Origin of the sequence: Fibrisoma limi BUZ 3, assembly GCF_000296815.2 — a bacterium.
Classification (GTDB): domain Bacteria; phylum Bacteroidota; class Bacteroidia; order Cytophagales; family Spirosomataceae; genus Fibrisoma; species Fibrisoma limi.
In genome coordinates this window covers 343,885-356,830 of sequence record NZ_CAIT01000005.1, presented here as the reverse complement: position 1 = coordinate 356,830, position 12,946 = coordinate 343,885, and the positions used below count along the sequence as shown (strand labels likewise).

The 12,946-nt window shown below is 50.8% G+C and carries 8 protein-coding genes; 6 read left to right on the top strand and 2 right to left on the bottom strand.

From position 1 onward, the window contains the following. Positions 1-38: 38 nt before the first annotated feature. Together BN8_RS06400 and BN8_RS06395 are read right to left on the bottom strand one after the other, a co-directional pair. Positions 39-770, bottom strand: coding sequence for a LytR/AlgR family response regulator transcription factor (locus tag BN8_RS06400; RefSeq protein ID WP_009280999.1), 732 nt, complete (start codon positions 768-770; stop codon positions 39-41). 3 nt (positions 771-773) lie between these two features. Further along, a complete protein-coding gene (locus BN8_RS06395) occupies positions 774-1,889 on the bottom strand; it encodes a sensor histidine kinase (protein ID WP_229367784.1) in 1,116 nt (371 codons plus the stop codon). A gap of 285 nt (positions 1,890-2,174) precedes the next feature. Between BN8_RS06395 and BN8_RS06390 the strand changes: the two genes are divergently transcribed. From BN8_RS06390 to BN8_RS06365, 6 genes are all read left to right on the top strand, one after another. Next, complete coding sequence (locus tag BN8_RS06390; RefSeq protein WP_009280996.1) at positions 2,175-3,263, top strand: alpha/beta hydrolase; 1,089 nt, start codon at positions 2,175-2,177, stop codon at positions 3,261-3,263. 32 nt (positions 3,264-3,295) lie between these two features. Then, on the top strand, positions 3,296-4,231 hold the full coding sequence (locus BN8_RS06385; RefSeq protein WP_009280995.1) for a Cif family virulence factor: 936 nt from the start codon (positions 3,296-3,298) through the stop codon (positions 4,229-4,231). A 290-nt stretch (positions 4,232-4,521) separates the two neighbouring features. Beyond that, the gene (locus BN8_RS06380; RefSeq protein WP_009280994.1) at positions 4,522-4,857 is read left to right on the top strand and encodes a PadR family transcriptional regulator; all 336 of its coding nucleotides are present in this window, start codon (positions 4,522-4,524) and stop codon (positions 4,855-4,857) included. Between the two features lie 12 nt (positions 4,858-4,869). After that, positions 4,870-7,560 carry an ABC transporter permease gene (locus BN8_RS06375; RefSeq protein ID WP_009280993.1) on the top strand — a complete coding sequence of 897 codons (2,691 nt, stop codon included), beginning with the start codon at positions 4,870-4,872 and terminating at the stop codon, positions 7,558-7,560. Positions 7,561-7,581: 21 nt separating this feature from the next. Further along, positions 7,582-10,212, top strand: coding sequence for an ABC transporter permease (locus BN8_RS06370; protein WP_009280992.1), 2,631 nt, complete (start codon positions 7,582-7,584; stop codon positions 10,210-10,212). 3 nt (positions 10,213-10,215) lie between these two features. Next, positions 10,216-12,906, top strand: a complete 2,691-nt coding sequence (locus BN8_RS06365; RefSeq protein WP_009280991.1) for an ABC transporter permease — start codon at positions 10,216-10,218, stop codon at positions 12,904-12,906. Positions 12,907-12,946: the final 40 nt, after the last annotated feature.

The window sequence follows — 12,946 nt, the reverse complement described above, 5'->3', positions numbered from 1 at the left end:
AAACGTATAGCGTATTTATTTCCCCTACTCTCTCCCCGTCACTTCTTCCAGAGTCGGTTCGTCAGCACTTCGTTCAGGACCTGATCGCGGTAGTTACGACTAATCGGGATGCGATAGGATTGAATAAACAGCTCGTTTCCTTCAATGGCATCAATTTTTTGCGTGGCAACCAGGTACGATTTATGCACCCGAATAAAAGCAGGGCTGGTCAGGTTTTGTTCCAGACTTTTCAGGTTCAGCAGCGTTACGTACCTGGCTTTTCGGGTGACGATGGTGACGTAGTTTTGTAGCCCCTCCACAAACAGAATATCCTCGTAAACCAGCTTCTCATACTTGTTACCGCATTTGATAAAAAAATAATCGGGCTGGGCTTCGGTATTCGGTAGAGGGGCTGTTGCTGATTGGGTCAGGAGCCGGTGGTAATCACGGGCTTTATTCGCCGACTTCACAAAGCGGTCGAACGTGATGGGTTTAAGCAGGTAATCCAGCACATTCAGTTGAAATCCTTCCAGTGCGAAAGTCGGGTAGGCCGTGGTAAGGATGACCAACGGTGGGTTGGATACCACTTTCAAAAAATCGATTCCGTTCATCTTGGGCATCTGAATATCCAGAAAAATCAGGGCGACCGGCTGCCGATCCAGCAGGGTAAGCAGTTCGAGTGGGTTCTCGCAGGTCGCAGTCAGGTGCAAAAAATCGATCTCGCGCACGTAGCTGGCCAGCCCCTCGCGGGCCAGCGGCTCATCGTCGATGATGACACAGTTCAGGTTCATGGTTCAGACCACTTGCAATGTAGGTGATGGCGTTAGTTCGGCCAGCATAACCCGTAGCGTTACGGTAAACTGGCCGGGGTCATGCTGAATAGTCAATTTGTACTGATCGGGATAAATCAAATCGAGTCGGCGCTGCACGTTTTTCAGACCAATGCCGCCATACTGAACCACTTCCCGAGCCGCGTCTGAGTCTGTGCTATTGGCTACCCGAAAGTCGAGTTGTCCGCCGGTTACGGCCAGTTTGATGGTAATCCAGTTCAGACGATCACGTTGTTTGGAGACATGTTTGAAGGCGTTTTCAACAAAGGGCATTAGAATGAAAGGCGCAATACCCAACTGTTCTGCCAGCGCCAGCTCAACGTCGAACGTCACCCTTACGTTGTCGTTCAGGCGGAGTTCCTCCAGTTCCATCACGTTTTTGAGGTACGTAATTTCGCGTTTCAGCGGAATCGGCCCATCGTTGCATTCGTAAAGCTGATACCGTAGCAGTTCAGAAAACTTCGCCAGCGATGCCGAAGCCATATCCGGGTTTTTATGGATCAGGAAAAAGATGGAGTTGATTGTGTTGAACAGAAAATGCGGGTTGAACTGATTCTTTAAAAACTTTAGTTCGGTTTCCAGCTTTTCCTTTTCGAGCAATTGCTGCCGCTGCCGGGTCTGCACCCAGTTTTTGGTTAGCTTAATGCTCATCGCCAGCGTCATACTGGCTACGGTGGACGGTAACGCATTACCCAGAAAAACGTAAAACCGGGCCGATTCACCGTATAAATCCTGAATGCTCCGGTGGCTGACGTAGGCGCTGAAGTAATAGCCGCCCACGATGCAGAGCGTAGCGCACACCACCGTCAGCAGCCAGTACGCCAGGTAGAACCCGAACCGGCTTTTTTCGAGATAGCGCGGAATCAGAACGTACAGGTTGGCATAAACCGCCAGAGCCTGAAAAACGACGTAAACGCTGTATTTGAGCGTATAGGGCAGGATGGCTAAGGTCTGAATAACCTTGAAGGGGTCGCCAAAGGTGAGTACCCACCAGAGGTAGTGATAGACAAACCAGAATGGCAGGTGATACAGCTTGTACCGAAAAAACCAGTTCCGACTGGCCTGACTACGAAACGACATGCGCATGACTGGCTGATACGATTGGCGAACTACAGACCTGTTTCCAAGGTAGTCAAAATTTACACCCTTACGTCGGTCTGATTGACCAACGGCCTACATAACCTGACGAATGACGCGTCCTGCAATACGATGGGGCATTTTGCCCCGCCGGACTGCGACAGGTTGTCTTTGGGCTGGTTTCTGGCGTTTCATCAAGTAATTGCGGCAGGTGGTCATACGGTTTTTACAATGAAACGGGCGGATTATTGATTTGCCAGATACGCAAACTGTTGTCCCCAGCCCCCCATGCACCTTCATGCCTGCCTACTACTTACGCTGATCGGTCTGACGCCGACGCGCTTATCCGCTCAACCAGGCGCCCCTGACCTTGCCCCGCCAAAACGGGGAACTGTAGTGACCGAGACCTTGTCATCCGCCATCCTCCGCGAGAACCACATCGGCCTCGTCACCAACCGACGCATCAAGGTTTATCTGCCCCCCGACTATGCCACCTCCGGAAAAGCCTATCCGGTTGTGTATTACTGCCACAACATTTTTTGGGATAATGAGAGGCTGTTTGAAGACGGGAAACTGGCAGCCCTGCTCGACCGGGGCTTTGCCAACGGTATCGCCCAGGCATTCATTTTTGTAGCTGCGGATTACAGTACCCCAACCACCGGCAGCGTCTACGAAAATTCACTCGTATCAGGGCGCTGGCTGGACTTCACCACACAGGAGTTGGTGCCGTTCATTGACCGTCGCTACCGTACCCTTCGCCACCGCGACAGTCGGGCCGTAACGGGCGACTTTATGGGTGGCCGGGGTGCGTTGAAGCTGGCGATGGAGTATCCCGATGTGTTTGGTTCGGTGTATGCCCTGCATCCGGTAGCCACCGGCAATGGTGATTTACCCTGGGCGTCGCTTTCCATTGACTGGAAAAGCATTCACCAGGCTAAATCGTACGCGGACCTGAGCAACAATGGTCCCACCCGGCTGTTCGTCACCATCAGCCAGGCTTTTTTACCGAACCTGAACCGCCCACCGTTCTACTGCGATTTTTTCACTGAGCCACAAAACGGCGAACTGAAACTGCACCCGGAAAACGCCCGCAAAACCAAGCGGGGCTTTCACCTGGAAGAAACACTGGAAGAGTCGGCGGCCAACCTGCGAACCCTGCGCGGCCTGGCCTTCGACTGGGGCCGCTTTGACCCCAACCAGGCGCATGTACTGTCGAACCGGGCGTTCAGCCGCAAACTCGAAGACCTGGGCGTAGAACACGAAGCGGAAGAGTACCGGGGCGACCCCTGGAACCGCACCTGGACGGCCGACGGCCGGTTTTACACCCGCCTTTTGCCGTTCCTGAACCGGCACCTGGTTTTTGAAGCCAGCCACTGACCGTACTCCGGCTACCTCCAACTTAACTATCCATGTTCCGAAACCCATTTCAGTGGCTGCTGATAGCGACCTTTACCGGGCTCACCCTATACGGCGTTGCTCAGCCCGTAACGAAGGCAGACGGCCAGACCCTCGCCCGGTTGAATCAGTTTCGTACGGCGTACACCAACAGCCTGCTGGCCGGTACGTGTACGTTCATTCAGGATTATTACGCCGACAGCGTCCGGCTAATGCCCGAATACCAGAAAACCGTAAAGAGTAAATTCAATGCTCGGTTGTACTACCAGTCTTTCCTGGCCCGGTTCCGGGTGCTGGCCTATAGTCGGCAGGATGTAGAGGTTTTTGACTTAGGTACACGAGTGGTTGAAGTGAGCCTATTCACCATGAATCTAGTCCACAAAAGCTCCGGGCAACAGCACGAGCTACAAGGCAAATACCTGACAATCTGGAGCCAGTCAGCGACGGGCCAGCTATTGCTCCTCACGGAAGCGTGGAATTACAACCACCCCGTTCCATGGCGCGACGAACTACTGTTTGCAGAAGTGCCGGTAATCAATGTTGCGCTTGACGCCCACGTGCCGGTATCTACGCCCCTACATTTCGAACTGGCCGCCCTGAATCTCTTTCAGGAGGCAATCATCAGCCAGCACGACGAAAGACTATGGGCGCAGTTCTACACCGACGATGCCCGCTTCCTGTATAGTCACAATCGCCCCTACAGCGGACGTTTAGAAATCGACGCCTTCCTGAAAGAACACGTAAAGCAACTCCCTGTTTTTGAGAAACTCGCGATTCGTAACGACCAGATCGATGATTCAGGTCGGTTTGTTATCGAGTACGCCAGTCACATCGCCGTCGTTAAAAACGGGGATTGGTCGGGGGTAGGTACCGGCAAAGACATCCGCATCTGGCGTCGGGAGCCAGGCGGGGCGCTGAAGATTTTCCGGCATATGGCCATGTACGACTGACGCATAACGCACAGGATTCCATTCCATCATTGACCACTCGCTGTCTGGTTCTGTCAACGGTTGAGTGTTCAGATCAGCCTGTAAGTCCATACGCTAAGCCGCATTACCACCAGACCAGTTAAACGAGTAGTACGTTGTCCGGTATTACGCACAACCTGTCCAAAAACGGACAGGTTGCGCGCATTTTTGGATAACCCATGCGTCTGATTACGCTCAAAACAGCCATAACACATTCTGGCACCGGATTTGATTTGCATTATTACAACTAATCATTCTGGACACGGGACAACATGAAGCGAACCTTTCTGGGTGAGTTTGAAGAAGTGGTGCTGCTGGTAGTAGCCGCCTGTACTGACGATGCCTACGGAGTCATCATCTGGGAGCAGCTACAGGAGCAGACCGGCCGCAGCATCACCATCAGCGCCGTACACGCTACGCTCTACCGACTGGAAGAAAAAGGGTACCTATCCTCGCAGATGGGCGGTGCTACGGCCGAACGGGGTGGGCGACGTAAGCGCTTTTTCACCGTAACGGCCTTAGGCAGCCGGGCTTTGCTGGAGATCCAGGAGATGCGCCAGCGACTGTGGCAGGCTATTCCGCAAGGCAAGCTGCAACTCATTGGTTAATCAGCGGAGACTATGGCTCACGAAACTCCCCGAAACGTCGGACCTCCCGACCCGTCAACTCCACCCCCCTGGGCTGATCGGCTGCTGGAATGGGTCGTAGCCCCGCATCTGCTGGAAGACCTACAGGGCGACTTGCAGGAGGTCTTCCAGAAGCGTGTGCAGCAGGTGGGCTTGGGCCGCGCCCGACGCGAGTACGCCTGGGCCGTACTGCATTATTTGACGCCGTTTTTCTCTAAACGCAAACATACGGTTCAACGATTCGACGACTACCCTAAACCCGCTTTTACTGATATGCTACGTAATTATTTTAAAATCGCCTGGCGTAATCTCGTTAAGAACAAGGTATACTCGTCCATCAACATTACCGGGCTGGCGATCGGTATGGTCGGCTGCCTGGCGATCGGCCTGTTTGTCTGGGATGAATGGAAATTCGATAAAACCATTCCCGATAGCGAGAATATCTACCGCCTTTACACCGAACGGACCAAAGACAATACAACCACGAAGGCAGCGGTTGTGGCACCGGCTTATGGTACCTACCTGCAACAGCAATACCCTGAAGTCGATACGACTACCCGGATCCTGATGGCTCCCGACCGGTTCCTGATGGAGTTAGGCAACCAAAAAAACTACGAAGACAAAGGCTGGTTTGCAGAATCGTCGTTTCTACAGGTATTCGCTTTACCCCTGGAAGCGGGGACAGTTGCCGGTATTCTTGATGTGCCAAATTCCATTATTCTTACCAGCGAACTGGCAAAACAGTATTTCGGCAAGGAGAACCCTGTTGGTAAAACAATCAAAATCAATACGCTGGAATATACTGTAAAAGGCGTACTGGCCCCCTTACCAGACCATTTTCACTTGAATTTTCGTTACCTGATGTCGTTCTCCAGCGTGGGTATCCCGCAGGAACGAATGGAACGGTGGACCTGGAATCAGTTCTATACGTACGTAAAACTAAAACCGGGAACCGATATTGAACGCCTACAGAACAAGTTCCAGGCGCATATAAAAGCCAATATCATCAAACCCGGCGAGACCGTCATGCTCCCGTTCTTCCAGCGACTCCACGATGTTCATCTTGGCTCGGCTGACTTTACGTTCGACAATGCCATCCGCGGTAATGAAAGCTATGTCAATGCGCTGATGATCGTTGCGTTGTTTGTGCTGGTCATTGCCTGTTTCAATTTTATCAACCTGGCTACAGCCGTCTCGTTCCGGCGGGCCCGGGAAATCGGCGTACGAAAGGTAGTTGGCGCCGAACGCCGACACCTCCTTTTCCAATTTCTGGGCGAAACGATACTGGTATCGCTGATTGCTATGCTCATCGCGGTAGTTGCCCTGTTTATCGTCGTTCCGGCCTTGAATCGTTTCACCGACAAAGCCATAGCGTTTAACCCGTTCACCGATCCGCAGTTGGGCTTGTTACTGCTCGGGGCAACCCTGTTGGTAGGCACGTTGGCGGGTAGCTACCCGGCCATCGTCGTATCAGGTTTTCAGCCGGTGAAGGTGTTGAAAAACATACAGCTATCCCGCAACGGTACCCCCTGGCTCCGGCAGGCGCTGGTTGTGGTGCAGTTCGCGCTTTCTTCCCTGCTTATTATTTCGACCATTATCGTATTTCAGCAAACCCAGTATATGAACAACAAGGATCTGGGGTTCAGCAAAGAACAACTGATCTATTTTCAGGCGCAGGGTGATGTAGCCGGAAAAGGGCTGGAAGCCTTTAAAAACGAACTGAAACGCTCCCCCAATGTGCTGGCGGTTACGTCGGGGTACGGCCTTCCGGGCGACCAGTTTGCGGGCGATGGCGTTACGCTTCCAGGCCAGAATGCAGGAAAAGAATATTCGGTAAGCATGTTCGTGGGCGACCATGACTACCTGAAAACAGTCGGTCTACAGCTCATTGCAGGCCGGGACTTTTCGAAAGACATGTCGACCGATGTGCGGGAAGCCTTCATTATCAACGAAACGGCCGTGAAGGAGTTCGGCTTCAGTTCTCCGCAGCAAGCGCTGGGTAAGCGGATAAACTGGAATGAATGGACGCCCGCCGATACGACTGATCCGGTTAAAAAAGGAAAGATAATTGGGGTAGTTAAGGATTTTCACTATAAAAGCCTTCATGAGAAAGTTACGGCGGCCGTGATACACATGGTGCCGCAGGAGCTGTTCAAAGTGGCTGTAAAGGTCAGAGAGGCCGATATGCCCGAGACGATAGCGTATATCAATACCGTATGGAACCGGTTCTCTCCCAATTTTTCCCTGGATTATAAGTTCATGGACGAGACCTACGGAAACATGTACAGCACCGAAGAAAAACTGAGCGAGCTGCTCTGGCTATTTGCGGTGCTTGCCATTGTTGTGGGCTGCCTGGGATTGTTCGGACTGGCCGCGTTCAGCGTAGAACAACGGGTTAAAGAAATCGGCATCCGGAAAGTATTAGGAGCGAGCACACTGGCAATCACAGGGCTGCTTTCCAGGAATTTTATTATGCTGGTTTTCGTGGCTTCTGTTATTGCTATACCTGTAGCCTGGTGGACCATGAATAGCTGGCTGAACGATTTTCCGTACCGGATTTCCATAGATTGGTGGGTATTCGCCCTGGCTACTCTATTAGCCGTAGGGATTGCGCTGCTGACCGTCAGCTTTCAGGCCATTAAAGCGGCTTTGATGAACCCGGTGAAATCGTTACGCTCGGAATAATCACGTCCACCCACCTACCGTATGGCTTACGAAACACCACCTCCCGACCCGTCAACTCCACCCCCCTGGGCTGATCGGCTGCTGGAATGGTTCGTGGCTCCGCATCTGCTGGAAGACCTACAGGGCGACTTGCAGGAGGTCTTCCAGAAGCGTGTGCAGCAGGTGGGCCTGGCCCGCGCCCGACGCGAGTACGCCTGGGCCGTGCTGCATTATTTGACGCCGTTTTTTTATCGACAAAAATCGTCTGACTACCCAACCCCCGCACTTACTGACATGCTACGTAATTACGTCAAAATTGCCTGGAGAAATATGCTGAAACATAAAACATTCTCCATACTCAATGTATTCGGACTGGCCCTAAGCATGTCGGTAGGATTACTGATTCTGCTCTTATACCAGGACGGCTATAATTATGACAAATTTCATAAGGATGCCGATTTACTATACCGCGTAAATACCGTAGCCAACCGAAAAAATGGCGACATCGAGCCTTACGCCACAAGTCCTAATCCGATTGGTAATGTGATAGAGTCAAAATTTGCCTGGGTAGACAACGTAGCTACCTTAAAAGTTGTTGATGATGTCATCATTAAAGACAACCAACGGTTTGATTTTAGAGGAAAAGCCACAACTAAGAACTTTCTGGAAATTTTCAACTTTAATCTCCAGCGTGGTAGTCCTGCCAATGCCTTGCAAGAACCCAACTCTATCGTTCTGACGGCCGATTTAAGCAAAAAACTATTTGGAGACGAGAATCCGGTAAATAAAACTGTTCAGATCGGTAATCGGGGACACTATAAAATTACGGGTATTCTCAAGCCTAATCCTGGTAAAACTCATTTTGAATTTGATGCATTACTATCTGCTACGCTACTGGAAAATACCACCGAGAGCTGGGCTAATTATTATTCTACTTACACCTATATTAAAGTAAAACCCAATACCAATATTGAACAAGCCGTATCGGCTATTAATAACGAGATACTGCCCAGATATAAAAATCTACCTATATCCACTCGCGACGCGAGTTACCGGTTTGATTTGCAAGCGCTTCCGGATATCACACCCGGGTATAGTATTGCCAATGCCATGGGAAAAGGACTGCCCAGTCATCTGCTGTGGTTTCTGGCCTTAATGGGATTTATTGTCATATCGTCTGCCCTGTTTAATTACACCAACCTAACCTTGGCGAAGTCATTCAGCAGAGCCAAGGAAATTGGGGTAAGAAAAGTGATGGGAGCAAACCGAACGCAGGTTTTAAGTCAGATAGTCAGCGAAGGAATTGTGCTTTCATTAATCGCTTTGCTGTTCGCAGTAGGGTTTGTGATGTACTTTAAAAATGAACTAAGTGAACTGCAAAGTTTCCAATTTTTCGATCTGAACGTAAGCATAACCCCAAGCTCATTTATCTACTTTTTAGTTTTTGCTTTATCAATGGGTGCCATCGCGGGATTCTTGCCAGCCATTACGATCTCAAAACTCAATCCGCTTGCTGCTATTCACAAAATTGAAAACCTTAACCTATTCAAACGAATCGGTTTGGTCAGAACACTTCTGGTCCTTCAATTTGCTTTTACGATGCTGTTTATGATGATAATCACCACCGTACACAAGCAAATAGACTTTGCCATTGCTATGGATTATGGCTTCTCAGCAGAGCAGGTATATAACATTCAGCTACAGGGCGTTTCTGCCAGCATGGCAAAATCAAAATTTGCCACTATCGCAGGTGTAGAGCGTATTTCTTCCGTAAATAAACCGATAGGTACCTACTCGGATTCTCCCATAGCCATTAAAATTAAAAAAGCAGATAATTATGAGTCAGTTAGTAGCTATTCCGTTGATAACGATTTCATACCTAACTTAGATTTGACGTTGGTAGCGGGCAAAAACTTTTCGTCTATCCCGTCAGTGAATGAAACGAATAAAGAAGTAATTGTTAATGAGCTTTTCACAAAAAAATACCACTTAGGCAATGCTTCGGAGTCGATTGGAAAACTAATTTATCTGAACGATTCTACAACCGCCACGATAAAAGGCGTAGTAAAAGATTTTCTGTTCAAGCCCGCCGACGATGCTTTAGAACCGCTGCTATTGCGAAATAATCCCGCCGAATGGAACCTGCTGAACGTTAAAATCTTGCCACATAGCACCGAGAAAACCATTGCCAGTTTACAATCGGCCTGGAAAGATATAGCCCCTGGGTATGAATTTCGGGGTGAGTTTTATGAAACTACTATTCAGAACAATTTTGCTATCAGTAAAGATGTGAATAAAGTCATCACCTTCTTTACCCTCCTGAGTGTGCTGATTGGTATGATGGGACTGTTGGGGATGGCCATTTATTCGGTCGAGAAACGACAGAAAGAGATAAGTTTACGAAAAGTATTAGGAGCTACCGAGGGAGACATTATCATTACCTTATCCAAAGGATTTCTGATTTTATTACTCATCAGTTTTGGGCTATCTATTCCCCTGGGGATTTATATCAGTGGTCAGATTTTAAACAACTTCGCCAATCGGATTAGCCTTGGTTTAAACATCATTTTACCTGGCTTTACCCTTCTTTCTTTACTGGCCATCAGCACTATTTTTTCGCAGAGTATCAAAGCAGCCCTGACAAATCCGGTTAAATCCTTACGTTCAGAATAAGTCATGTTTAAGCGTCGGCCTGCATCCCTGCCCCGCGATGCCCCCCCTACTCCCCGACCACCCGGACCACCCCGTCTGGCCGACCGTCTGTTGAACTGGCTGGTGGCTCCGCATCTGCGCGAAGACCTGCTGGGCGACCTGCACGAGGTGTACCGCAAGCAGGTTGAGGAAGTCGGGCCTGACCAGGCCCGTCGCTTCTACTGGTGGCAGACAATCACGTACCTGCGCCCATTGATTATTAAACGTAAAGCTGCTCAACCTAATGAGTATCCTCCCCCTTTTTTACTCAGTCCTGCTATGATTCGCAACTATGTAAAAATCGCCTGGCGTAACCTGGTTCATGCCAAAAGCTTTTCGCTTATCAACGGCTTCGGCCTGGCCTTAGGCCTGGCCAGCGCCCTGCTTATTTTCGTGGTGGTTCATCACGAAACCAGCTACGATCAATACCATAAAAACGGCGACCGGATGTACCGGGTCGAAACGGTCAATGTACGCAACAGCGAAGCCCATGCCGGTACGTATACCGAGATGACGGCCGTCCTGCGGAATGAGGTGCCCGAAATTGAACGGGTGGTACCTATATACCGGGCTTCCGGGCAATCGCTGGCTGTTCCTCAGGAGAGTAAATCATTCAAAGAACCCATTGCGTTTACCGAGAACGGGTTGTTTGCGCTGCTCGATTACGAGTGGAGTAGTGGCGATGCCCGTACGGCACTGCTGCGACCGAATCAGGTGGTACTAACCGAATCCTACGCGCAGAAATTTTTCGGTACGACGGATGCCGTCGGAAAGACCGTTCTGCTGGGCGATGATATCAACCTGTCCGTTGCGGGTGTACTCAAAGACCATCCGGCCAATACCAATTTCCCGTTCGACGTACTGGTTTCGCTGCCTACCCTGAAGCGTATCAGTCCGGATTACGATACGCACGGCTGGGGTGGTTTCGGCGACAATTACCAGGTGTATACGTTGCTGAGACAGGGCATCCGGCCCGAGCAGTTGACGAAGCGTTTTCATGGCATTCAGGTGAAATATCAGAAAGACCCCGAAACCATTAAGAACCAACACTTTGTGCTCAATTCGCTAGCGCAGCTCCATTATGGCTACAACTTCTCGGGGCGGCAGGCCAATGTCAACCTGTTAAACATCCTGTCGCTCATTGGCGCGTTTGTGCTGCTGATTGCCTGTATCAACTTCATGAACCTGACCACGGCCAAAGCCCTCAGACGAGCCAAAGAAATTGGTATTCGCAAAGCCGTTGGCAGCAACCGGCTGGCGCTGATTTACCAGTTCATGACCGAAGCGGGCCTGCTGATAAGCATAGCCACGCTGCTGGCACTGCTATTAGCCTGGGTGATGCTCCCGTCGGCAGCCAACCTGATGGGTTTGCCGCTTAAGACCTCCGATTTATTTTCGTGGCAGGCTGGTGCCTTTGTGGTGCTGCTGGTCGTGCTCACTACCTTGCTGGCCGGTACGTATCCTGCTTTCCGGCTGTCGGGTATGCCGCCCATCTGGGCGCTGAAAAGCAACAAACTCCCACAAGCAGGCGGCAGCATTACGTTCCGTCAGGGCCTGGTGGTCGTACAGTTTACGGTCTCGATGATCCTCATCAGCAGTACGCTGTTCATTAATCGGCAATTGTCGCTGTTCAAAAACGCTAACCTGGGTTTTAACCAGAACGCCATCATTACCGTCGGACTGCCTAACAACGACCCTGGCAAACTGCAAACGCTCCGCAGTCAATTGGTAGCATCTCCTCAAATCAAAGACGTCAGCTTCTCCTTCAACAGTCCATCAGCCGAAAGCAACTGGATGCAGGGCATACAATACCGCAACGGGACTGACCCCATCGAAATCAGAACCCAGATGAAGATGGTCGACGCGCATTTTTTAGAGACGTATGGCATTCAGCTCATTGCGGGCGACGCCTTCCGCGAGGGCGACACACTGCCTAAGTTCATTGCCAACGAGGTATTTCTCAAGCGCCTGGGCATCGACCGACCTGAGAAGGCCATTGGTCAGATGGTCTATTTTGGAGACAGTCAGGAATCGGCCCCCATCATTGGCGTAGTAAAAACGTTTCACGTCAACTCGCTGCACCAGGGCATTGATCCAACGTTGATGCAAGTCGTTCCAAAGCACTTTCATCAGGCCGGGATCAAGTTAGCGACCGAAAACTTATCGGCAGAGACGCTCAACGCGACACTATCGACCATTGAAACGGTTTGGAAAGCGACCTTTCCGAACAAGGTGTTCTCGTATGAATTTCTGGACGAAACCCTGGCGCAGGCCTACCAGAACGAAACCCGAACGGCGCAACTCATCGAAACCGCTACGTTAGTCGCGATTCTGATTGCGTGCCTGGGGCTGTTTGGTCTGGCCACCTTCGCGGCCGAATCCCGTACCAAGGAGATTGGCGTCCGGAAAGTGCTGGGTGCATCCGTTGCCAGTATCGTTGCCTTGCTGTCCAAAGATTTTCTCAAGCCCGTTCTGGTGGCTATGCTCCTGGCCGCGCCCATTGCGTGGTACGGCGTCAGTGAGTGGCTCAAGAATTTTGAGTACAAAATCAACATCGACTGGTGGGTATTTGCCGTAGCCGGTGCATTCGCCATTATGGTTGCCCTGCTGACCGTCAGTTTCCAGAGCATCAGAGCCGCGCTGATGAACCCGGTCAAGAGTTTACGGACGGAGTAAGCCATCATCTGCGGGTTTGCTGCCAAACGATGCCCAATAC

Coding starts and splice junctions, on each gene's coding strand:
- BN8_RS06400 (WP_009280999.1), bottom strand. CDS start 770: ATGAACCTGAACTGTGTCATCATCGACGATGAGCCGCTGGCCCGCGAG.
- BN8_RS06375 (WP_009280993.1), top strand. CDS start 4,870: ATGGCTCACGAAACTCCCCGAAACGTCGGACCTCCCGACCCGTCAACT.
- BN8_RS06395 (WP_229367784.1), bottom strand. CDS start 1,889: ATGTCGTTTCGTAGTCAGGCCAGTCGGAACTGGTTTTTTCGGTACAAG.
- BN8_RS06365 (WP_009280991.1), top strand. CDS start 10,216: ATGTTTAAGCGTCGGCCTGCATCCCTGCCCCGCGATGCCCCCCCTACT.
- BN8_RS06380 (WP_009280994.1), top strand. CDS start 4,522: ATGAAGCGAACCTTTCTGGGTGAGTTTGAAGAAGTGGTGCTGCTGGTA.
- BN8_RS06370 (WP_009280992.1), top strand. CDS start 7,582: ATGGCTTACGAAACACCACCTCCCGACCCGTCAACTCCACCCCCCTGG.
- BN8_RS06390 (WP_009280996.1), top strand. CDS start 2,175: ATGCACCTTCATGCCTGCCTACTACTTACGCTGATCGGTCTGACGCCG.
- BN8_RS06385 (WP_009280995.1), top strand. CDS start 3,296: ATGTTCCGAAACCCATTTCAGTGGCTGCTGATAGCGACCTTTACCGGG.